Genomic DNA, 20129 nt, shown 5'->3' with positions numbered 1-20129 from the left:
GGAGATTCAGACGCATTTTTCGGCGCTTCATTCAATGCAAGACCCTGCTCCTTGGACGTAGGGTGAAGAAATGAATAGCTTCGAGGGAGACACCACCGAACCGGGTGCCGGACCCGCCCGTGAGCGCTTCCTGCAGCCTGTGGCTGACGGACAGCGCGTCACAGTGATGCTGGCCGCCTTTGAAGGCTGGAACGACGCCGGGGAGGCTGCAAGCGACTCGCTGCGCTACCTCAATAAGCTGTGGGGCGGCAAGAAAGTGGCGTCCATAGATGCCGACGAGTACTACGATTTCCAGTTCACAAGGCCCACCGTGCGCAGGAATGCTGCCGGAGAACGCAAGATCAAGTGGCCCTCCACCCGGATCTACAAGGCCAGCGCACCCGGCTCGAACGTTGACGTCATTTTTGTCCAAGGCACCGAGCCGTCCTATAAATGGCGGGCTTACACGGCGGAACTCCTGGTGCACGCCGAAGCACTGAACGTCGACTACGTTGTCCTGGTGGGCGCACTGCTGGCAGATGTTCCGCATAGCCGGCCCATTCCGGTGAGCACGTCCTCCGACGACGCACCGCTGCGGGAACGCATGAACCTGGAAGCCTCGCAGTACGAAGGCCCGGTGGGAATCGTCGGAGTACTCTCCGAGGTGTCCCTCCTTGCAGGCATCCCCACGGTCTCGCTATGGGCCGCCGTCCCCCACTATGTTGCGCAGGCGCCATCGCCGAAGGCACAGCTGGCCCTCCTCCACCGGATCGAGGAACTGCTCCAGGTTCCCCTTGACACGCACGAGCTGGCGGAGGAAGCGGATGCCTGGGAACGTGGCGTGGACGAGCTGGCCACCGAGGACCCGGAAATCGCGGCCTACGTGCGGCAGCTGGAAGAGGCCAAAGACACCGCTGACCTTCCGGAAGCCACGGGCGAGTCCATTGCCCGCGAGTTTGAGCGTTACCTCAAACGCCGCGGGCAGGACAGGCCCTAAAGGCGGGTTCCTGTAGATGGCAGTTCCCGGCGTTACGCCGGGGACTGCCAGTTCAGAGCCGGATGCCCAGGAGGGCGTCGACGGCGTCCTTTACCAGGTGCTGGTCTGCAGGGCTGGCGGCAGCGCCGGTGTCGTCCGCCTTCCGTGCCCAGCTGGAGACCGCTGCAACGGCAGAGGGGGCGTCCAGGTCGGTGGCAAGGGCTGCCCGCATCTCCACGATCAGCGGTTCCGCGGAGCCTTCGGGGGCTTGGTCCAGCGCACGGCGCCATGACGCGAGGTCTGACTTCGCGGCAGCGAATCCTTCGTCCGTCCAGGACCAGTCCGAACGGTAGTGGTGGGCAAGGATGGCGAGCCGGATGGCTGCCGGGTCCTCCCCTGCGGCGCGCAGCTTCGACACCAGCACCAGGTTGCCCTTGGACTTGCTCATCTTTTCGCCGTCCAGCCCCACCATTCCGGCGTGGGCGTAATGCCTGGCAAGGGGGACTCCAGCCAGTGAAAACGCGTGGCCGGCACCCATTTCGTGATGCGGGAAGATCAGGTCCGACCCGCCGCCCTGGACGGTAAAGGGCGAGGGCAGGTACTTCTGCGCGATGACCGTGCACTCGATATGCCAGCCGGGCCGGCCGGCTCCCAAGCTGCCGCCGGGCCAGCTGGGCTCGCCTTCCCGCGCCACCCGCCACAGCAGCGGGTCCAGCGCCTGGCGCTTTCCGGAGCGGCCGGGATCACCGCCACGTTCGGCGAAGAGCTCCAGCATTTCACTTTCGGCGAGGCCGGAGATGGATCCCAGGGACCAGGCGTCCGGTGACGCGGACTGCTTGCCTGCGGCCTCGACGTCGTAATAGACATCCCCGTCCGGCTCGCCGTTGGTGCCCTGCACCTTGTAAGCCAGCCCCAGGCTGACCAGCCGCTCCACCTCGGGCACGATCAGTGAAATGGACTCGACCGCGCCGACGTAGTGGTCCGGCGCGAGGACGTTGAGCGCTTCCATGTCTGTCTGGAAAAGCTCAATCTGGCTTGCTGCGAGGTCCCGCCAGTCCACGCCGGTGGCCGTGGCGCGTTCCAGCAGCGGATCATCCACGTCCGTCACGTTCTGGACATAGGACACCTCATGGCCGGCATCGCGCCAAACGCGGTTGAGGAGGTCGAACGCCACGTAGCTCGCGGCGTGGCCCATGTGCGTGGCGTCGTAGGGCGTGATGCCGCAAACGTACATGGAGGGCCGGCCATCTGTTTCCAGGGCCACCTCGCGGCCCACAGCGGTATCGAACAACCGGATGGCCGGCATGCTGCCGGGCACGTTGGGAACAGGGCGGGAGATCCAGGATTTCACACGCCAAGCCTAGTGCTAGGCGCTGATGACATTGAAACCGAGAAGGAGGTACAGGGCCAGGCCCAGGAAGATCCGGTACCAGACGAACAGGCGGTAGCTCCGGGTGGAGACGAACTTCAGGAACCAGCCAATGATGATGTAGCCCACCACCAGGGCGATCACGGTGGCCAGGGCTGTCTCCGGCAACCCGTAGGGGCCGGTGATGCCCTCATTGGACACGGTTTTGTAGAGCTGGAACAGCCCGCTGCCAAACACCGCGGGAATGGCCAGCAGAAACGAGTACCGTGCCGCAGCTTCGCGGGTGTAGCCCATCAGGAGGCCCGCGGTGATGGTACCGCCGGACCTGGACACGCCGGGGATGAGCGCCATGGCCTGAGCAAGGCCGTAGAGGATGCCGTGCTTGTAGGTCAGCCGGCTGAGGTCCCGTTCCTGCTTGCCCACTGCGTCCGCAACGGCAAGGAACAGGCCGAACACGATCAGCATGGTGGCCACGATCCACATGCTGCGGAGCACTGACTCGATCTGGTCCTGGAACAGCAGACCCAGCACCACGATGGGCAGGCTGCCCAGGATAACAAGCCAGCCCATCCTGGCGTCAGGGTCCTGCCTGGAGACTTTTCCGGAAAGGGAACCGGCCCACGCCTTTACGATCCGGACGATGTCCCGCCAGAAATAGATCAGGACCGCGGTTTCGGTACCCAGCTGCGTGATGGCGGTAAAAGCGGCTCCGGGGTCGGCGGCGTTCGGCAGGAACTGCCCAACGATCCGCAGATGGGCGCTTGATGAAATCGGTAAAAATTCGGTCAGTCCCTGCACAAGGCCCAGCAGGGCCGCCTCAAACCAGTTCACGCTAAGACCCTACGGCATGGGCAGTGCTGGTTCTGCCCGTAAGCTTGCTGCTATGCAGCAGCGTTACGTCGGCAACAGTGGATTGCGAGTTTCCGCCCTATCCCTGGGCACCATGTCCTGGGCCGGCGAGACCGACGAACAGGACGCCGCCGAGCTGCTGCGCACCTTCCTGAACGCCGGCGGACGGCATGTCGATACGGCAGCCTCGTACGCCGATGGACGTTCGGAGGCCATGATTGGGGCAATGCTGGGCGACGTGGTTGCCCGCACGGAGATTTCCATCTCCACCAAGGCAGGGATGACGACGCCGGATGGCCGGCGGGGTGTGGACACGTCACGGAACGCGATGCTCACCGGCCTGGAGGCCAGCCTGGCCAGGCTGGGCACCGACTACGTGGACATCTGGTTTGCGCAGGCCTGGGATGGCAACGTGCCGCTGGACGAAACGCTGTCCGCGCTGGAGTTCGCCGTACGGACCGGAAGGGCCCGGTACGCCGGGGTCTCGAACTTCAACGGCTGGCAGACGGCCAAGGCCGCGGCCATCGCAGGGTTTCCCCTGGTGGCGGCCCAGGCCGAGTACTCATTCCTGCAGCGGCAGCCTGAAGCGGAGCTGATTCCGGCAATCGAGGATGCAGGCCTGGGCCTGATGGCATGGGGACCCCTTGGCCGTGGGGTGTTGACCGGAAAGTACCGGGGCAGCATTCCTGCCGGTTCACGGGGAGCGTCCGTCACGGATGCCGGGTATGTCGAGCCTTATCTGGACGGGAAAGCGTCCAGGACAGTCGAGGCCGTGTGCATGGCGGCCAAGGGCCTGGGCCGGACGCCGCAGGACGTGGCGCTGAGCTGGTTGCTTTCCCAGCACGGTGTCGCCACGGCGATAGTCGGCCCGCGCACGCCTGCGCAGCTCAAGGAAATCGTGGATGCCCAACTGACGCCCCTGCCGCCGGAGATAGCCTGCGCGTTGGAAGACGCATCAGCGCTTCAGTAGGGCTTTCGCTGGGAGCGGGGCCCGTGCCTTGTGTCAGACGTTCCGGTCCTCGACAATTTCAAGGTCTTCGTCGTCCACGTCGCTTTCCTCTTCCTCGTCATCTTCGTCGTCAAAGACCTGAAGCGGCGTGACCTCGTTGTAGGCCTCGTAGAGTGCGTCCTCGTAGACTTCAAAAGCATCGGCTACTGCGAAAAACGCCGCCTCCACGGAGGGGTCACCATCTCCGCGGCGGTTGGATGCTGCTATAAGGTGTTCTTCCAAAGCGGTGGTCAAGGACTGAAGCGCGACACGCGGATCGATGCTCATGCCTTCACGTTAGCCGGAAAAGGACGAAAATGGAGAGCAAATGAAGGAACAATTTCTCACCAGCTCGGTCCAGCGGGAACGGGACTATGCGAAGCAGTACGAGTACCTGGTACTGACGGTCAGCCCTGTCGATTCACTGCACGAAGCCAGGCGCCGGCTGGTGGAGCACTCCGAATACGGCAAGTGGGAACTGGAGCGCAGCAAGCTGTACGTCGGGGGCGGCAGGCGGTTCTGGCTCCGCCGCCGGGTTCTGCAGGTCCAGCGGACCGTGTAGACAACAGGGGTCCAGCGGACCGTCTAATCCTCGAGGGGCCCCAGCCAGGCCGTGGCTATTGTGTTGTGGGCTGATTCGTCGTCGGACGGATGGAACATACCAGCCAGAACGTCCCGGTAGAGCCGTTCGAGCTCTGATCCCCGGAAGTAGCTTGATCCGCCGCTGACGCGGATGGCGAGGTCTACAACGCGGCGTGCGGTCTCCGTGGCGTTGACCTTGAGGCCTACGAGTTTCGGGAACCACTGCGGACCGTGATCGGCGAGGGCGTCCACGTCGGCGGTGACCGAGGCCAGTTGAGGGTACAGGTTGTCCATAGCCATCGCGGCCTCCGCCACTTTCCAGCGGATGTCCGGATCCTGCGCGTAGCTCCGTCCCGCATTCTTGAAGGAAGTCCGGCGCTTGACGGTTTCGACGCCCACTTCCAGCGCCCGCTCCCCCACTCCCGTGTAGACGGCTGCGAGCAGCGTCTCGAAGCACGCGAAGATGGCGAAAATCAGAGGGTCGCGGTTGGGTCCGACGGGTAGTTTCCGGAAGACCCGGTTTTCGGGGACGTGGACGCCCTCGAGGACCGTGGTGTTGGACTGGCTGGCGCGCATTCCCAAGGTGTCCCAGTCATCGAGAATTCTGTAGCCGGCTGTTTCGCGCGTGATGAAGCCGTGGACGAGTTCACCGTCACCCTCTCTTGCGGACGGGTCTTTTCCGAAGATGCCCAGCCTGGTCCACGCCGGCGACAGGCTGGTGAAGATTTTTGTACCGCTGAAGGTGTAGCCGCCGCCGGGCTGCCGCTCGGCCACCGTCCGGGAGTCGAACAGGACTGAATCGTTCCCTGCTTCGGAGTTGCCGAAGGCGAAGACTTCGCCCTGGGCGGCTTCCTTGAGGACAAAATCCAGGGAGTTGTCCCCTCTTGCCTGAAGGACATGCGCGACGCCGGTCCACACCAGGTGCATGTTGACCGCCAGGGCGGTGGCGGGCGCAGCCGTTGCCAGCCTTCGCTGGCACTGCGCCGCCGCTTCCAGCCCAAGGCCCTTCCCGCCGTCGGCCGCGGGGACAAAAAGCTTCAGGTAACCTGCCTCCGCAAGTTCCTGCAGGTCCTCGTGAAAAAATGCGTTGTCCCTGTCGTATCCGGCGGCCCTGGCACGGATCCGTTCCAAAAGGGCGTCCGGCAGGACTTCTTCCGGGGTCATGCGGGCCTGCTCAGTAGTTGGTGAGCAGGGTGTTGAGCACCCTGGCGCCGAATTTGAGGGAGTCGGCGGGAACGCGCTCGTCCACGCCGTGGAACATGCCGGTGAAGTCAAGCTCATCCGGCAGCATCAGGGGTGCGAAACCGTAACCGGTGATGCCCAGCCTGCTGAGCGACTTGTTGTCCGTGCCGCCCGACAGTGTGTAAGGCAGCACTTTGGCACCGGGATCTTCGGAATGCAGGGCGTCGATCATGGAATCCACCAGGTTGCCGGCGAAGGGCACTTCGAGGGACACATCGTTGTGGACGTAGCTCACGTCCACCCCCGTTCCGGCCAGCTCCCGGACGATTTCCAGGACGTGCTCCTGCTGGCCGGGCAACGTGCGGCAGTCGATGAGCGCCTCAGCGGATTCCGGGATGACGTTGTGCTTGTAGCCGCCCTTCACGAGCGTGGGGTTGGTGGTGTTCTGCAGGGTTGCGCCCACAAACCGCGCCACCGTCCCCAACTGGTTCAGCAGGAGGTCGGGATTGTCGGCGTCGAACTCAACCCCCGTGAGTTCCGTCACGCCGTCCAAGAACTGCCTGGTGGTGGGTGTCAGTTCGATCGGCCACTTGTATTCCCCGATGCGGTTCACTGCGGCCGCGAGCCGGGTTACGGCGTTGTCGGTGTTGATCTGTGAGCCGTGGCCCGCCCTCCCATGGGCCACGAGGCGCAGCCAGGAGATGCCCTTTTCGGCGGTCTGCAGCAGGTAGGTGCGCTGCCCGCCGATGGTTGCCGAAAACCCGCCCACTTCCGAGATGGCTTCGGTTGCACCCTCAAAGAGCTCCGGGCGCTTGTCCACGGCGTAGCGGGCACCATACGCGCCGCCTGCCTCCTCGTCCGCGAAGAAGGCAAAAATGATGTCCCTCTTGGGCTTTTTGCCCGTGCGGGCAAAGCTTCGCAGGACTGCGAGGATCATGGCGTCCATGTCCTTCATGTCGACGGCGCCGCGGCCCCAGATGAGCCCGTCCTTCAGTTCGGCTCCGAACGGGTCCACCGACCACTGGTCGCGGAGGGCTGGCACCACGTCCAAGTGGCCGTGCACCACCAGTGCGCTGGCGGAAGGATCCTCGCCGGCCATCCGGGTAACCACGTTGGCCCGCCCTGGCGCTGACTCAAAGATCTCAGCCTCCATACCGACTTCCTCGATGAGCCCTGCGGCGTACTCTGCCGCAGCCCGCTCCCCCGGACCGGACCCGTCACCAAAGTTCGACGTATCTATCCGGATGAGTTCCTGGCAGATACGGACAACTTCATCCTCGGGCAGGACGTCAGGCATTGAGGGCTCCTCACTGGGGAATGACGGGTTTGCAGCGCTGGATTGCTGCCCTCAGCCTACCCACTTGGTCCGATTCGATGTTTCGGGAAAAGTCGTGTTAGAGTTTTTCTCGCTGCTTCGGAGAAACCCGAAACGCTGAAAGGCGGAAACGGTTCCCGAAATACCACCTGCGCGGGTGGCGGAATGGCAGACGCGCTAGCTTGAGGTGCTAGTCCTCGAAAGGGGGTGGGGGTTCAAGTCCCCCTCCGCGCACAAACGGAAGCCCCGGAAAATCATTGATTTTCCGGGGCTTCCTTGTGTCTGACCGCGCGGCCGCTTCGCTCAACCAGTTCTGCCAAGGTATATTCCGCTAGGCATTGCTCTTTCGGAGTAACCTACGGCGCCAGAGCAACAGGATAACCCACAGGCCCAAGACCGGGAGGTGGATTGCGGACCAGGTGACCGAACTGATCAGGGCCTCCTCAGCATCAGGGCGTGACGTATTTCACCGCCCGGGTACATGGGCATTAGCGAGAAAACGTGTTGCACATACATGAATGCGATGAACACCAGCTGTGCACACAGCTGATGGAGGGCCCTGGGGCAGCCGCTTCCTACCTTCGTTTTGAGTGCACTCAGTAGAAGGAAATGAGCTCTACGAGTTCCCCGACTCTGTCCTCCGGGTAGTTCCGGGCAATGTCTGCCTGCGTGAGAATGCCGACCAGATCATGGCCGTCAATGACCGGCAGCCGGCGCACCTGATGCTCCTGCATTGTGCTGATCGCCTCTTCGACGGAATCGTCCGCACCGATGGTGACAGGCTTGCCCTGGCCAAAATCGCCTGCCTTCGCCGTACGGGGATCGCCGCCTTCCGCGAAGCACTTAATGACGATGTCCCGGTCCGTGATCATGCCCTTGAGCCGGTTGTCCTCGCCGCAAATTGGCAGTGCGCCGACGTTCAGGTCTTTCATCTTCCGCGCCGCTGCTTCCAGAGTTTCATTCTCACCGATGCATTCAACGCCGCCGGTCATAATTTCACGTGCTGTGGTCATGGCATTCTCCTTAGGTTGCGCCCGAGCGGGCGTTAGAAGTTCCCCGGTCACGGGGTTTTCCTACGGCTTCGTCGCCCTGCGTCAGGTAATGTGCCGTCAGATCCGATGAAGTCCCTGAACTTGCGCAGGTCCGTTCTGACCTGCGCGCCAGCGAGAACTAGCTTTGGCCCGGATCTCCTATAGGTTCCTCCTGTCCTGGCTGGGCGTCCCCGCGACGTGGACCGGAAGCGGTGGGTTGCCCGGAATGCTTCAGTCTAAATCGGTGCGCGTCGTGCTGACAGACCGGGTTTCATCCGACTTTCGGCTGAGGACCCTGCCACTCAGAACGGCAAGGGTACCGGCCGCGCTGACGCAGTCTTTCAGTAGAGGATGCGCTGGTAGAGGTTATGGTCCTGCCAAGTGCTGGCGATTTTCAGGTAAGCCGGCGCCACTCCAATCTTTTCGAAGCCGGCACGTTGAAGAATCTTTTGTGACGCGGCATTGTGCAGAAGGGTTGCCGCCTGGATGCGGTGCAAGCCCATCTTGTTCTTTGCATAACCGAGCACATGGGTCAGGGCCGCCGAGCCGATTCCCCGGCCGGAGTACTCGTGGTCTATCCAATACCCAACGTTGGCGCTGCAAAAAGGTCCGAGCACAATTCCAGTAAGCGTTATGGCGCCGATAATGCGATCCATATCGAGAATTACCCACGGTACTTCAGAACCAGCAGCGTAGGAGGCCAAACGCGCTTCTATGATTTTGTTCTGCCCGGCCACAGTGAAAAAATCCTCGGAGCGTGCTGGCTCCCAGGGGGTGAGGTACTCCCTGTTTGTCAGATAGGCGTCTTTCAATTTCCCGGCGTCGCTGGAGCGCGATATTCGGATCTCAATGTCGTCAATCAAGGTGTTCTTGGATGAGGTCACTTCGAGACTCTACCTATACTCCCGGGGCTCCGGGCCTCTGGGTGATGAACTCCCTAACCGGTAGATGCGAAGTAGGAGCGCGTCATTTGTCCCGGTTCCCACTCGTGTCGCCGGGTGGGTTCCACGAAGGGCAGATTCTGTCCCGCTGACGCGGGTGGCGGTTACGGGCACCAGGGTGGAACATGACCCTCATGGACTTTGGAAAGGGCAAGGAGACGGGGCACGTGGTCCTGCTGGGCGACTCCATCTTCGACAATGCTGCCTATGTTGACGGCGGCCCGGACGTCATCAGCCAGCTGCGCCAGGAACTGCCAGGCTGGAAATGCTCGCTCCTGGCCATCGACGGGGACGTCATCACCGGCGTCGCCCGCCAGCTCCGCGGCCTTCCCCGGGACGCTACCCACCTGGTGGTGAGCGTCGGTGGCAATGATGCCCTGGGCTACGCGCCGTTGTTGCAGGAGCGGCCCGGCTCGGTTGCCGAGGCCCTGCTCATGCTTGACGCCGGAAGGGACAGGTTCGACGCCGACTACCGGGCCATGCTGCCCGCCGTCCTGTCACAGGGCCTGCCCGCGGCGGTATGCACCATCTACGACACTCCCCCATCGGAACCGAACCAGAAGATCGTCAGGGCAGCACTGTCCCTCTTCAACGATTCGATTACTCGGGCAGCCTTTTCCAGCGGCACGCCGGTGATCGACCTGAGGCTGATCTGCAGCGAAGACGCCGACTACGCCAACCCCATTGAACCTTCGTCACAGGGTGGCCGGAAGATTGCGCACGCCATTGCCACCCTGGTCCGGGCCGGCCACCCCAACCCCCACTCGGTGGTGATCGCCGGTGCGGCCCGGTCCGAATCTGCTCCCCCACCACATGGGGTGGGGTAAACAGACGATGCCATCCTCCCCCGGGTGCAGGCTAACGGGTGTGCGCGTGCCTTCTACGGCCCAGCAGCCGGGAGCGGGGCGCAACCGGACGGTACTGGACGCGGCGTTGCCGCTCCCGGTCGGCCCTGCGCTCCTGGCGCCGGGCCTTCCGCTCCAATCGGTCAATCCCGGACAGGATGGCGAAAGTGCCGACGACCCACAGGAACGCCATCGTCAATACCAAGGCAATTTCGATCTCGGTGCCCATGGCATTATTTTAGGACTTTCCGGCGTCCGGCAGGAGGCCTGGCCGGCCCCGGCTTGATGCGCCTGGGCAGTACGCCTAGAACACCCCTAGCTCCCGCACTGCAGCGAGAACATCCGGCACGGTAATGGCCAACAGCGCCGGATCCGGCTCGGCCGCGAAAGTGTCTCCCCGCCGCAGCTCAGCGCGGGTCAGGACGACGTGCGGACCCGGGGGCGGACCCCAGATCTCGGGCGGAGCAGGCCCGAACAACACCACAGACGGCGTTCCGTACGCGGAAGCCAGGTGCGCAGCCCCCGTATCGGCGGAGACCACCAGGCGGGCCGCTGCGATGGTCGCGGCGAACTCCGCCAGGCCAAGCCGTCCCGCCAACACTGCATCCTCGGCAAGCCCCGACCGCAGGCACACGTCAAGGGCCCGGTCCCTCTCGCTGCTGCCACCGGTGAAGACAACGTTGTGCCCAGCCGAGTCAAGGGCTGCGGCAACAGCTGCGAACCGCTCGGCGGGCCAGAGCCGGCTGCCGTAGGCGGCTCCAACGTGTAAAACGGTGGCACCCGGTACGGGGCTGGGCACATGGGGAGTATCCAGGTGGATGTCCAGGGGGTCGGCCTCGATGCCGTGCCATGCCAGGAGACTGACCCAGCGTTCCCTCTCGTGGAGCTCGGCCCGCCACGGCGGCCCGTCCCGGTACTGGCTCCGGTGGCCTATGGTGTGGCGGGCCTGCAACGCCTCAATCCTGCCCTGGCTTTCCGGCCCGCTGCCGTGCAGGTTCACTGCCACGTCCACAACGCCGGGTTCCATGGCCAGCGGCTCGTCCAGGCCGTGCGTGGGCAGAAGTTCATAACCGCCCACGAGCCCCAGCGCCTCAGAAAGCCAGCCCTGGGCCGCGTACCTCAGCCGGTGTTCCGGGAACTCACGCCGGAGCGCCTTCAGGGCAGGCACTGCGACCAGCAGGTCCCCAAGCTTCAACGCCCGAAGGACCAGGAGCTCCGGTTTCCCGTCGTGCGGCTCGTTGGCTTCCCGCGCTGGCGCACTCTCCGTAGCGCTCATGACTGCTGCCCGGACAGTTCCGTGGCCGCAAGGCTGCGGACATCCTCGTGCACATCCCGCACGGCGATGCCGGCCACCGCCGAATCGTCGTGGGAGCAGCGCGGTGCCGTCCAGCCGACTTGGGTCACATCTATGCCGCAGGTGGGGCAGGCGGTCACCCAGGAAGCGTGGATCCGGTGAAGGCTCCGGCCCAGTGCACCGGCATTGATAACGTTGCCGGCCCAGAAGATACCGACGGTCGGAACCCCCAAGGCTTGGGCCAGGTGGCGCGGGCCGCTGTCATTTCCGACCACCACCGCCGCACGGACCAGCAGTGCCACCAAGCCTGCCATGTCCAGTTCACCAGCCACGGAACGTACGTGGCCCGAGGCGGCCAGTTCGACGATCCGCCCGGCAAGTTCCTTCTCGCTCTCATCGCCCACTACCACCACCTGGAAGCCGTCCCCGGCGCAGGCGACGGCAAGTTCAGCGAACCGCTCCGCCGGCCAACGACGGCGGGGATCCGTAGCGCCGGGATGCATCACCACTAAAGGCTGGCTATCGTCGTCGGCCGTTTGGGGTGAGGGGCGCAGGCCCTCCGCCGGAGCCAGCCTCGCCTCGAGATCAACAGGGAACGCACCCGCGAACCCGGCCACCTCCAGGGCCCTTAGCGGTTCATGCTGGTAATAGAGGTAGGGCACCGTACGCTCCAGGCTTGCTGCGTCAGGCGTGCGCGTTCCAACAGTGTGGCGGGCGCCGAGCCGGAGCAGGAAGGGATTGGAATACCGCCCGCCGCCATGGACCTGGACCGCCAGATCAAAGCGGCGTGCCCGCATCTCCTCGAAAAACCGCTCCAGCTCTTCTTCGTCTTCGGCTCCGGGCCGGACACCTTCGGAAAAGGGAAGGACCTGAACCTCGTCCACCGGGCTCTTCGTCGCGGCGATCAAAGCCTTGTGCGCCGGCGTGCCGAGGAGGGTTATGGAGGCCTGGGGGTATGCCGCTTTCAATGCGGCAATGGCGGGAATAGCGAAAATGAGGTCGCCGAGGCCCCCGCCGCGCAATACGGCTATCCTTGATACCGACTCAAACTTTTCCAGGACAGGACCAACGCCCGTGCCGGTCCGCCCGGCGCCTCCGAATTCTGCAGTGAGCTGCTCCACATATACCCCTTCAGATAGTGGGGAGACCGCAGCGTTCGCTGCGACCTCCCCGGCCCGTACAGCCACAGTAGGGTGATGAACCTTGAGGCCGTTTCCTTAAACCTCTACCCAAACGGCGGTCAATATACTCCGGCTATTGGGGAATACCCGGATGATGCTGTACGTTTCATACGCGACAGACGAACCAAAGAAAAGAGAAGCACCTAAAGTGGCAACCGATTACGACGAACTGCGTTCCGACGTCAAGGAATCGCAGGACAACTCTCTCGAGCAGCTCCAGTCAGCCAACGCTCCCGACGCGCGCAGCGTCGTCCTGGAGCTGGACGAAGCTGACGGCCTCGACGGCGCGGGCGTACCCGGCGGCGAGTTTGTCGCTGAGGAGCTCGTTGTTCAGGTCATCCCCCAGGCCGAGGACGAATTCACCTGCTACTCCTGCTTCCTGGTCCGCCACCGCTCGCAGATTGCGCGCCAGAAGGACGGCCACAGCTACTGCACGGAGTGCGAAGGCTAAATCAGGAAGTCAGGCGGGACGGCGCATTCAGCCGCCCCTAACTGAGCAGAAGGCACGCCCACTATCGTGTGGACGTGCCTTTCCGCTTTAAGCGAGCTTTTGGCGCACCAGCTGGCTGACTTCCTTGCCATCGAAGCGCCCTGCAACCTTCGCCGTCACGGGCTTCATCACTTCGCCCATCTGCCGCGGCGTCAGTTCGCGTCCCTCGGCGCGGAGCCCGTCGATGACCTCGTCCACAATCGCCTCCACCTCCTGCAGGGACAGGGGCTTTGGCAGGTAAGACTCGATCACCTCCGCTTCAGCAATTTCCGCCGCCGCCCGCTCCGGCTGTCCGGCTTCCGCGTAGATGCCAGCCGTGTCCCGGCGCTTCGCTGCTTCCTTTTGAAGCAGTGACGTCACCTGCGCATCATCGAGCTGCACGGGTGTCTTCCCCGACTTCTCGCGGGTCTCAATCTCGCCCAAGACGTTCCGGACAGTGGTCAGCGCAGTCTTATTGCGTTCCTTCATATGGATGACGACGTCGGCCTGCAACCGTTCCTTCAAAGATGACACGTTTCCTCTGTTCCTGTGTTTTTTCTTTCATTGGGACGGAGCGCCGCAGGGCGCCGCGGCAGCGTCCACCCATCCCTAGTACCGTAGGTGCTTATGGCCAAAAATGACCACTCATGCCCGGGAAGCATTCGGTGAACCTTGCCAAGGACCCTTGGAATACGTTCATCAGTGCCTTCAGCCGCACCGACCTTCCCGTCATTACATTCACTGAGCTGATTCTCGCCCTGGGCATAGTGACTGCCTTGTCGATCCCCCGCCAGTCCTGGAAGTATGTGGGCCTGCTTGCAACAGCCACCCACGAGTTGGGACATGCCTTCGCAGCAGTCACGAGCGGCCAGCGGTTGTCAGGGATACGGCTTCGGTTCGACCATTCAGGCACCACCACCACATACAGCCGGAGCAAACTCGCCACCGTGTGGTCCTGCTTCTGGGGGTATCCCGTCCCTGCAGTCGTAGGCGCCGCGTTCGTGTGGTGCGGCTTCACCGGGTGGGGTCCTGCCGCCCTGGCGGTCAGCACGGTGGCCCTTGCAGCGACACTGCTCTTCCTCCGCAACTCCGCGGGGTTCCTCATCACCACCGCTGCGATAGGCGGCAACATAACTCTTATTTTCCTGGTGCCGGCCGGTTTCGTGGGCCATGTGTCCGTCATCCTGGGCCTGGTACTGCTGGTGGGCGCCGTACGGGACCTGATTAAGCTCGCGCATGTGCACCTGCGGCGCAGGGAGCGGCTTGCCAGTTCCGACGCGTACCTCTTGTACCGTGCGACGGCGGTTCCTTCCGTTGTGTGGATCCTCCTGTTTACGGTCCTGGTGGGCGGGTCCTGGCTGGTCGCCTGGCAGCCTATCTCTGCAGTCCTGCCAGCGGGGTTTAGGGTGGTTTTATGAGCCAGGAAACGGAAAGCACCCAGCAAGTGGACGGCGGGGGTACCGCAGAGCACAGCACGCGCGGCGCCTACGTAACCGGTGGAGCGGAATTCAACCGCGACACCAACTACATCGAGGACCGGATCACCGCAGACGGCAGGCCGGGCCTTAACGGGGAGCCCGGTTGGCCAGTGGAGTCGGGACGCTACCGCCTTATCGCCGCAAGGGCATGCCCTTGGGCAAACCGGACGGTTATTGTCCGCCGGCTGCTGGGGCTGGACGATGCCATTTCCCTCGGGCAGCCCGGCCCCACGCATGACGCGCGGTCCTGGACTTTCGACCTGGATCCCGACGGCGTTGACCCGGTCCTGCGAATCGAACGCCTGCAGGAGGCGTACTTCAAGCGGTTTCCTGACTACCCGCGGGGCATTACCGTTCCGGCGATTGTTGAGGTGGCCACCGGAGCAGTGGTCACCAACAACTTTCCGCAGATCACGCTTGACTTCTCGACGGAATGGACGAAGTTCCACCGGCCCGGCGCACCCCGGCTGTACCCCGAGCATCTCCGGGAGGAGATCGACAAGGTCAACAAACGGGTGTTCACCGAAGTCAACAACGGGGTCTACCGCTGCGGCTTCGCGGGGTCGCAGGAGGCCTACGACGCCGCTTATGCGAGGCTTTGGTCAACCATGGACTGGCTGGAAGACCGGCTCTCCCGGCAGCGGTACCTGGTGGGCGACACCATCACGGAAGCCGACGTGAGGCTGTTCACCACGCTGGCGCGGTTCGACGCCGTCTACCACGGCCACTTCAAATGCAACCGCCAGAAACTCAGCGAGATGCCTGCCCTCTGGGGCTACGCGCGCGACCTGTTCCAGACTCCCGGGTTCGGCGACACCACCGACTTCGTCCAGATCAAGCAGCACTACTACATCGTGCATGAGGACATTAATCCCACCGGCATCGTCCCTGCCGGCCCAGCGCTGGGTGGCTGGCTTGACGCTCACGGGCGCGAGTCCCTGGGCGGCCGGCCCTTCGGGGATGGAACCCCGCCGGGGCCGGTGAAGACCGGCGAAGAAGTTGCGCCGGGACACGGAGCGGACTCCTGAAGGAAAGCGCTTTCTGGCTAAACTGGCCGGATGCAGACAACTCAATGCCACGTAGCGCCCGGCTACGAAAATGTCCTGGAGCTCTTCGAATCATTCCTGGCTGAGGACCCGCAGTACAGTGCGCAGCTGGCGGCCTACCATCACGGGAAGCAGGTGGTGGGACTTACAGGTGGACCGGACATGGACGAAGATACGATAACGGGCGCGTACTCCTGCTCGAAGGGAGTCGCGGCCATGGTGGTCGCACTCCTGGTCCAGGACGGGCTGCTTGACCTTGACGCCCGGGTTGCCCACTACTGGCCGGAGTTTGCGGTGCATGGCAAGGACCGGCTGCTGGTGCGGGAGGCGCTGTCCCACCAGGCCGGAATCATGGGGGTGGAGGGCGGTTTCGCCCTTGACGGGTTCACCACCCCTGGTGCTGCCGCCCGCCTCGCAGCGGCCCGGCCGTCCTGGCAGCCTGGCCGCCAGTTCGGCTACCACGCCCTGACCATCGGGATCATCATGGAAGAGCTGTGCCGCCGCACCGCAGGAGAATCGCTGCAGGACTTCTATGACCGCCGGATTCGGACGCCACTGGACATCGATTTCTTCCTGGGCCTGCCGGCGGACATGGAGCCCCGCTACCGGGACGTCCTGTACACCATCGATCCGCAACAGCCCTGGGTCGATCCGCTCAGCCTCGACGGGCTGAACAGCAATGCACCCGTCAGCACCATCATGGAGCTCCCCAACGTCCGCAGTGTCCGCGGTGCCGGCATGTCGGCGGCCGGCGGAGTGGGATCTGCTGAGGGACTGGCCCGGCTTTATGCCGCAGCCACCACCGGCGTCAGCGGTGGGGAAGGATTCCTGGCTCCCGGAACGGTGGAGCTGATGTCCCAGGAACAGGTGTGGGGCCTGGACCGTTCCTCCGGCCTGGACAACGCTTTCGCCGTGGTTTTTATGAAGCCGCATCCCTCCCGGAACTTTGGCAGCCACCGGGCTTTCGGCCACGAAGGCGCCAACGCTGCCCTCGGGTTCGCGGACCCCGCCTACGGCCTGGGATTCGGCTACATCCCACGGCGGGCAGAGGACGGCCGCACCCCTGGAAAGGCACACCAGTTGGCCGCAGCCGTGCGCCGTTCAGCGGCGGCTTTGTCCTAGAAGTTTCGCCCGCCGCCTTTTACTGCCGTCCTGACCAGTGGCTTTGTCCCTTGCCCCACAGGCCCCCTAGGGTGGATCGGATGGGCAAATCTCAAGCACGTCCGGCAGTCCGGTGGGCCAAGGGGACCCAGTTTCTGAAGCAGGCAGTGGAAGGACTGTCCGCGGCGCTCGCTGCACAACGCCTGCAGTTGGCGGCCAAAGCCGCCCTGGCCGCAGGGTTGGCCTTCCTCATCGCCCCGCTCATGCCCGGCGCAGCCGCGAACTACCCGTACTACGCGCCGCTGGGAGCGCTGGTGGCGATGTACCACAACGTGGCCGGATCAGTCCGGCAAGGCTTCCAGGCCCTCGCCGGACTCAGTATGGGAATAGGTCTCGCGGTCATCCTGGTGAACATCGCGGATCCCTCGCCCCTGACGGTCGCTTTGTTCATGGGCATAGGCGTACTGCTGGGCGGGTTGCCGGGAATTGGCTCGGGCAGTGATTGGATTCCGACGGCGGCCCTGCTGGTGCTCCTCGTGGGAGGCAGCAACGCGGACGACTTTTCGTTTGGCTACCTTGTGCAGATGGGCGCCGGCGTTGCCGTAGGCATCGCAGTGAACTTCTTGGTTTTTCCCCCGCTGCACTTGAAAGCCGCCGCGGCCAGCCTCGATGAACTCCGCTTTGCCTTGGGCAGGCAACTGACCGACATGGGCGCCGCGCTGGAGGAAGAATGGCCGCCCGAGCACGAGGAATGGTCGCGCCGTTCGGATGAGCTTGCATCAGCCGCCCGCACCGTACGCCATCTCGTCAAGGAAGCCGATGCCAGCCGGCGTGCCAACCCCCGCCGTAAACTCCACCCCCGGGACATCGACCGTGACTACCGTAATCTCCGCCAGCTGGAGAGGGTAACCTTCCACATTCAGGACATGACGGACGTGCTCTCCGACGTCATCTGGGAAAGCGACGTGCCGTACACCGTCCCGCTGCAGGACAACGGTCCGCTGGCCGGGGCTATCACCGCCACGGGCGAATTGCTGCGCTCATTCAGCAATGAAGACCCGCAACAGCAGGAGGAGCTCTATCAGGCCGCCAGGACGGCGGTGGAAGCCTGCATGGCAGCCACCGCCACCCGTGAGCTGGACGAAGGCGCGGTTCCGGCGTCCGAATCCATCCTCCTGAGCCTCCACCGGATCCTTCGCGCCGTCCACCCGTCAAGTGATTCGGAGGCACCGCCCCAGGGGAAACTCTAGAGGGCGGCGACTAAGCCGCTGAAGTGACGGCGGCCGGAGCGGGGATTCCACGCGACGAAGTCGGAACGCTCCCAAGCTCCTGCCGCCCCCTGCACCGTACTGATGTCCAGGGCGACCCGGCAGGGAAGGAAAACCGGCGCCTCAAAGTCGACTTCCCAAGTGAAGGAATCCCCCCGGACCGCGCCGACGTCGGCGAGTGCCCTGGCCGCTAGGTACATGCCGTGGGCGATGGAGCGGCGCATGCCCAGTGCCTTGGCGGACAGCACGCTGAGGTGGATCGGGTTAAAGTCGCCGGAAACTGCCGCGTATGCCCTTCCGGTGTCCACCCCGAGCTGCCACAGCGCGGTGGGATCCGGCGCCGTGAACTCCGGCCGTGCCGGGGCGACTGTTGGTTTGTCGATTCCCGGCAGGAAAACGCCCTTGGCCAGATAGGTGGAGACCCCCCGCCAGGAGATTTCCCCACCCGGGGCCCTGCGGACCTCGACCACCAGGTCCACCTGTGTGCCCGACCGGTGACCACGAAGGTTCTCCACGTGCGCGGCGATGACCAGGGTATCCGTGAAGACGAGCGGCCGCCTGTGTTCCACGACGTTGCGCAGGTGGATCATCCCGAGCAGCGGCAAGGGAAAATCATCCCGGTTCATGACGCTCATGGCGAGCGGAAAAGCCAGGGCGTGGATGAATCCTGCGGGCAGCACGTCACTGGCAGTTTCGCCGATGAGGTGCTGGTAGGCCGTAAGGTTACCGACGTCAACCGTGACGCCGCGGACTTCGTGGCTCTCTGCCGGAAGGACTGATCCGTCATGCGTCCCCAGCAGCCGGCGCCGGGCGGCCTGGGCGGCAGCATTGACGTAGAGCTTGGAAAGCGACGGCATCTCCCCCAGGATGAGCGGCTGTACAGGCGTCATGCCCCCACCAGGTTCTGGCCGCAGACCCGGAGCACCTCGCCGTTGATACCGCCAGCCGCGTCGCTGGCCAGGAAGGCTATGGTCTCTGCGACGTCGGTTGGCTGGCCACCCTGCTGAAGCGAGTTCAGGCGCCGGCCCATCTCCCGCAGTGCAAAGGGTATCCGGGCCGTCATCTCGGTTTCGATGAACCCCGGCGCGACGGCGTTGATGCTGCCGGCTTGGGCGGCTAGAAGCGGCGCAGTCGCGCGAACCATGCCCATGACTCCGCCCTTGGACGCCGCATAGTTTGTCTGGCCGCGGTTGCCGGCGATGCCGCTGGTGGAGGCGACGGAGACGATCCGGGGAGAGCTGCGGAAGTGTTCTGAGGCCAGGAGGGCCTCATTGATCCGGAGCTGGGCGGCAATGTTGATGTTGATCACTGAGTTCCAGCGGCCCTCATCCATGTTGGCCAGGAGCTTGTCCCTGGTAATGCCGGCATTGTGGATCATAATGTCCAGGCGCCCGTACCGCTGGGCGGCGTGCTCCAGGATCCGTTGCCCGGCCTCCCCTCTGCTGATGTCCAGCTGGAGGGCTGTCCCCCGCACCTCATTCGCCACCGCAGCCAGCTGGTCGCCCGCCGCAGGGATGTCCACCAACACCAAGGTGGCGCCGTCCCGGTGCAGTGTCCGGGCTATGGCCGCACCGATGCCACGGGCTGCTCCGGTGACGACGGCGATCCTCCCGGCCAGGGGCTTCTCAGGGTCCGTGGAAAGTTCTCCCGCCGTCGTGGACACCGTGACGAACTGGCCGTCCACGAATGCGGAGCGGCCGGAGAGGAAGAACCGGATTGCCGCCAGCGCGCTTGGGCTCGTTGTGTTCACGTCCCGCGCCAGGAGAATACCGTTGCCGGTGGCACCACCACGCAGTTCCTTGGCCAGGGAGCGCAGGAACCCGTCCACCCCCTGGCGTGCGGCTGCTGCCGCCGGCGAGGGTGCGTCCGAGGCAGGCCGGGACACCGTCACGACACGGCCTCCCTGGGCGAGATCCCGCAGGGAGGCTGCAGCGGAGAGAATCGGCTTCCCGAGGTCTTCAGGTTCCGCCACTTCGTCCAGCACCATGATGATGGCACCAAGCTTCTCCCGCGGAACGGCGTGCCGCCTGACGTCGAGATCCCAGGAGAGCAGTTCGGCGGCGAGGCTGTCGGCACCGGCAGTGCCGCCCTGGACCAGGATGGGCCCGGTAATCAAGGGCTGGCCGGGCTCGTACCGGCGCAGTACTGCCGGCTGGGGCAGCCCGAGCTTTTTGGCCACGTTCCTGCCCAAACCCTGGTTTACCAGTTGTGCGTACTTGTCTGTCATGCGTTCCC

22 protein-coding genes and 1 tRNA gene are annotated in these 20129 nt (G+C 64.2%); 10 read left to right on the top strand and 13 right to left on the bottom strand.

What is annotated here, in order from left to right:
* The first annotated feature begins 70 nt into the window (after window positions 1–70).
* Window positions 71–976, top strand: coding sequence for a PAC2 family protein (locus AC5RUQ_RS16080; protein ID WP_461190198.1), 906 nt, complete (start codon window positions 71–73; stop codon window positions 974–976).
* Window positions 977–1028: 52 nt separating this feature from the next.
* On the opposite strand, the gene mshC is transcribed toward AC5RUQ_RS16080, so the two are convergent.
* Together mshC and AC5RUQ_RS16070 are read right to left on the bottom strand one after the other, a co-directional pair.
* Window positions 1029–2306 (bottom strand): cysteine--1-D-myo-inosityl 2-amino-2-deoxy-alpha-D-glucopyranoside ligase, encoded by a 1278-nt coding sequence (gene mshC, locus AC5RUQ_RS16075; protein WP_493948335.1) that lies wholly within the window; start codon window positions 2304–2306, stop codon window positions 1029–1031.
* Window positions 2307–2321: 15 nt separating this feature from the next.
* A complete protein-coding gene (locus AC5RUQ_RS16070) occupies window positions 2322–3155 on the bottom strand; it encodes an undecaprenyl-diphosphate phosphatase (protein ID WP_430226199.1) in 834 nt (277 codons plus the stop codon).
* Window positions 3156–3207: 52 nt separating this feature from the next.
* Between AC5RUQ_RS16070 and AC5RUQ_RS16065 the strand changes: the two genes are divergently transcribed.
* Window positions 3208–4143 (top strand): aldo/keto reductase, encoded by a 936-nt coding sequence (locus AC5RUQ_RS16065; RefSeq protein ID WP_493948334.1) that lies wholly within the window; start codon window positions 3208–3210, stop codon window positions 4141–4143.
* Between the two features lie 33 nt (window positions 4144–4176).
* On the opposite strand, the gene AC5RUQ_RS16060 is transcribed toward AC5RUQ_RS16065, so the two are convergent.
* The gene (locus AC5RUQ_RS16060; protein WP_104043962.1) at window positions 4177–4449 is read right to left on the bottom strand and encodes a hypothetical protein; all 273 of its coding nucleotides are present in this window, start codon (window positions 4447–4449) and stop codon (window positions 4177–4179) included.
* A gap of 40 nt (window positions 4450–4489) precedes the next feature.
* Between AC5RUQ_RS16060 and AC5RUQ_RS16055 the strand changes: the two genes are divergently transcribed.
* On the top strand, window positions 4490–4723 hold the full coding sequence (locus tag AC5RUQ_RS16055) for a DUF5703 family protein (protein WP_163163719.1): 234 nt from the start codon (window positions 4490–4492) through the stop codon (window positions 4721–4723).
* A 23-nt stretch (window positions 4724–4746) separates the two neighbouring features.
* Here the strand turns inward: AC5RUQ_RS16055 and AC5RUQ_RS16050 are convergent, their stop codons facing one another.
* Together AC5RUQ_RS16050 and AC5RUQ_RS16045 are read right to left on the bottom strand one after the other, a co-directional pair.
* Window positions 4747–5907, bottom strand: coding sequence for an acyl-CoA dehydrogenase family protein (locus tag AC5RUQ_RS16050; RefSeq protein ID WP_493948333.1), 1161 nt, complete (start codon window positions 5905–5907; stop codon window positions 4747–4749).
* 10 nt (window positions 5908–5917) lie between these two features.
* On the bottom strand, window positions 5918–7222 hold the full coding sequence (locus AC5RUQ_RS16045) for a M20/M25/M40 family metallo-hydrolase (RefSeq protein ID WP_493948332.1): 1305 nt from the start codon (window positions 7220–7222) through the stop codon (window positions 5918–5920).
* 169 nt (window positions 7223–7391) lie between these two features.
* Here AC5RUQ_RS16045 and AC5RUQ_RS16040 point away from each other — a divergent pair.
* Window positions 7392–7474 (top strand) — tRNA-Leu (locus AC5RUQ_RS16040).
* 362 nt (window positions 7475–7836) lie between these two features.
* Here the strand turns inward: AC5RUQ_RS16040 and AC5RUQ_RS16035 are convergent.
* A complete protein-coding gene (locus AC5RUQ_RS16035) occupies window positions 7837–8253 on the bottom strand; it encodes a CBS domain-containing protein (RefSeq protein ID WP_493948331.1) in 417 nt (138 codons plus the stop codon).
* Between the two features lie 359 nt (window positions 8254–8612).
* Window positions 8613–9155 carry a GNAT family N-acetyltransferase gene (locus AC5RUQ_RS16030; protein ID WP_493948330.1) on the bottom strand — a complete coding sequence of 181 codons (543 nt, stop codon included), beginning with the start codon at window positions 9153–9155 and terminating at the stop codon, window positions 8613–8615.
* Between the two features lie 182 nt (window positions 9156–9337).
* Between AC5RUQ_RS16030 and AC5RUQ_RS16025 the strand changes: the two genes are divergently transcribed.
* Entirely contained in the window at window positions 9338–10039 is a 702-nt protein-coding gene (locus tag AC5RUQ_RS16025; protein ID WP_493948329.1) for an SGNH/GDSL hydrolase family protein, read from the top strand.
* Window positions 10040–10070: 31 nt separating this feature from the next.
* Here AC5RUQ_RS16025 and AC5RUQ_RS16020 read toward each other — a convergent pair whose 3' ends face one another.
* From AC5RUQ_RS16020 to AC5RUQ_RS16010, 3 genes are all read right to left on the bottom strand, one after another.
* Complete coding sequence (locus tag AC5RUQ_RS16020) at window positions 10071–10286, bottom strand: hypothetical protein (protein ID WP_493948328.1); 216 nt, start codon at window positions 10284–10286, stop codon at window positions 10071–10073.
* A gap of 75 nt (window positions 10287–10361) precedes the next feature.
* A complete protein-coding gene (locus AC5RUQ_RS16015) occupies window positions 10362–11333 on the bottom strand; it encodes a glycosyltransferase family 9 protein (protein WP_493948327.1) in 972 nt (323 codons plus the stop codon).
* A complete protein-coding gene (locus tag AC5RUQ_RS16010) occupies window positions 11330–12472 on the bottom strand; it encodes a glycosyltransferase family 9 protein (protein WP_493948326.1) in 1143 nt (380 codons plus the stop codon). Before AC5RUQ_RS16010 ends, AC5RUQ_RS16015 begins: the two co-directional genes overlap by 4 nt.
* A 208-nt stretch (window positions 12473–12680) precedes the next feature.
* Here AC5RUQ_RS16010 and AC5RUQ_RS16005 point away from each other — a divergent pair, with 208 nt between their 5' ends.
* Window positions 12681–12983: a DUF4193 domain-containing protein gene (locus AC5RUQ_RS16005; protein WP_066275770.1), complete on the top strand. Its 303-nt coding sequence runs from the start codon at window positions 12681–12683 to the stop codon at window positions 12981–12983.
* Between the two features lie 87 nt (window positions 12984–13070).
* Here the strand turns inward: AC5RUQ_RS16005 and AC5RUQ_RS16000 are convergent, their stop codons facing one another.
* Window positions 13071–13535, bottom strand: a complete 465-nt coding sequence (locus AC5RUQ_RS16000) for a GatB/YqeY domain-containing protein (RefSeq protein ID WP_430226187.1) — start codon at window positions 13533–13535, stop codon at window positions 13071–13073.
* Between the two features lie 113 nt (window positions 13536–13648).
* Here AC5RUQ_RS16000 and AC5RUQ_RS15995 point away from each other — a divergent pair, with 113 nt between their 5' ends.
* The 4 genes from AC5RUQ_RS15995 (at window position 13649) to AC5RUQ_RS15980 (ending at window position 17876) form a co-directional block, all read left to right on the top strand.
* Entirely contained in the window at window positions 13649–14419 is a 771-nt protein-coding gene (locus tag AC5RUQ_RS15995; RefSeq protein WP_493948325.1) for a M50 family metallopeptidase, read from the top strand.
* The gene (locus AC5RUQ_RS15990) at window positions 14416–15507 is read left to right on the top strand and encodes a glutathione S-transferase family protein (protein WP_493948324.1); all 1092 of its coding nucleotides are present in this window, start codon (window positions 14416–14418) and stop codon (window positions 15505–15507) included. Before AC5RUQ_RS15995 ends, AC5RUQ_RS15990 begins: the two co-directional genes overlap by 4 nt.
* Before the next feature lie 30 nt (window positions 15508–15537).
* Complete coding sequence (locus AC5RUQ_RS15985; protein WP_493948323.1) at window positions 15538–16647, top strand: serine hydrolase domain-containing protein; 1110 nt, start codon at window positions 15538–15540, stop codon at window positions 16645–16647.
* A 146-nt stretch (window positions 16648–16793) separates the two neighbouring features.
* Entirely contained in the window at window positions 16794–17876 is a 1083-nt protein-coding gene (locus tag AC5RUQ_RS15980; RefSeq protein ID WP_493948448.1) for an FUSC family protein, read from the top strand.
* Here the strand turns inward: AC5RUQ_RS15980 and AC5RUQ_RS15975 are convergent.
* Together AC5RUQ_RS15975 and AC5RUQ_RS15970 are read right to left on the bottom strand one after the other, a co-directional pair.
* Window positions 17873–18784 (bottom strand): MaoC/PaaZ C-terminal domain-containing protein, encoded by a 912-nt coding sequence (locus AC5RUQ_RS15975; protein WP_493948322.1) that lies wholly within the window; start codon window positions 18782–18784, stop codon window positions 17873–17875. The two genes, AC5RUQ_RS15980 and AC5RUQ_RS15975, sit on opposite strands and share 4 nt — an antisense overlap.
* Entirely contained in the window at window positions 18781–20121 is a 1341-nt protein-coding gene (locus AC5RUQ_RS15970) for a 3-oxoacyl-ACP reductase (RefSeq protein ID WP_493948321.1), read from the bottom strand. Before AC5RUQ_RS15970 ends, AC5RUQ_RS15975 begins: the two co-directional genes overlap by 4 nt.
* Window positions 20122–20129 lie beyond the last annotated feature (8 nt).

The sequence above is a fragment of the Arthrobacter sp. MDT2-3 genome (assembly GCF_059090465.1).
Note: the sequence above shows the minus strand (reverse complement) of the source record. Positions and strands in the feature narration are given on the sequence as shown.

What these genes read in the sequence shown, in the direction of transcription:
- AC5RUQ_RS16080 (WP_461190198.1), top strand. Translation starts at nt 71, where the DNA reads ATGAATAGCTTCGAGGGAGACACCACCGAACCGGGTGCCGGACCCGCC.
- AC5RUQ_RS16065 (WP_493948334.1), top strand. Translation starts at nt 3,208, where the DNA reads ATGCAGCAGCGTTACGTCGGCAACAGTGGATTGCGAGTTTCCGCCCTA.
- AC5RUQ_RS16060 (WP_104043962.1), bottom strand. Translation starts at nt 4,449, where the DNA reads ATGAGCATCGATCCGCGTGTCGCGCTTCAGTCCTTGACCACCGCTTTG.
- AC5RUQ_RS16055 (WP_163163719.1), top strand. Translation starts at nt 4,490, where the DNA reads ATGAAGGAACAATTTCTCACCAGCTCGGTCCAGCGGGAACGGGACTAT.
- AC5RUQ_RS16050 (WP_493948333.1), bottom strand. Translation starts at nt 5,907, where the DNA reads ATGACCCCGGAAGAAGTCCTGCCGGACGCCCTTTTGGAACGGATCCGT.
- AC5RUQ_RS16045 (WP_493948332.1), bottom strand. Translation starts at nt 7,222, where the DNA reads ATGCCTGACGTCCTGCCCGAGGATGAAGTTGTCCGTATCTGCCAGGAA.
- AC5RUQ_RS16035 (WP_493948331.1), bottom strand. Translation starts at nt 8,253, where the DNA reads ATGACCACAGCACGTGAAATTATGACCGGCGGCGTTGAATGCATCGGT.
- AC5RUQ_RS16025 (WP_493948329.1), top strand. Translation starts at nt 9,338, where the DNA reads ATGACCCTCATGGACTTTGGAAAGGGCAAGGAGACGGGGCACGTGGTC.
- AC5RUQ_RS16020 (WP_493948328.1), bottom strand. Translation starts at nt 10,286, where the DNA reads ATGGGCACCGAGATCGAAATTGCCTTGGTATTGACGATGGCGTTCCTG.
- AC5RUQ_RS16015 (WP_493948327.1), bottom strand. Translation starts at nt 11,333, where the DNA reads ATGAGCGCTACGGAGAGTGCGCCAGCGCGGGAAGCCAACGAGCCGCAC.
- AC5RUQ_RS15995 (WP_493948325.1), top strand. Translation starts at nt 13,649, where the DNA reads ATGCCCGGGAAGCATTCGGTGAACCTTGCCAAGGACCCTTGGAATACG.
- AC5RUQ_RS15990 (WP_493948324.1), top strand. Translation starts at nt 14,416, where the DNA reads ATGAGCCAGGAAACGGAAAGCACCCAGCAAGTGGACGGCGGGGGTACC.
- AC5RUQ_RS15985 (WP_493948323.1), top strand. Translation starts at nt 15,538, where the DNA reads ATGCAGACAACTCAATGCCACGTAGCGCCCGGCTACGAAAATGTCCTG.
- AC5RUQ_RS15975 (WP_493948322.1), bottom strand. Translation starts at nt 18,784, where the DNA reads ATGACGCCTGTACAGCCGCTCATCCTGGGGGAGATGCCGTCGCTTTCC.
- AC5RUQ_RS15970 (WP_493948321.1), bottom strand. Translation starts at nt 20,121, where the DNA reads ATGACAGACAAGTACGCACAACTGGTAAACCAGGGTTTGGGCAGGAAC.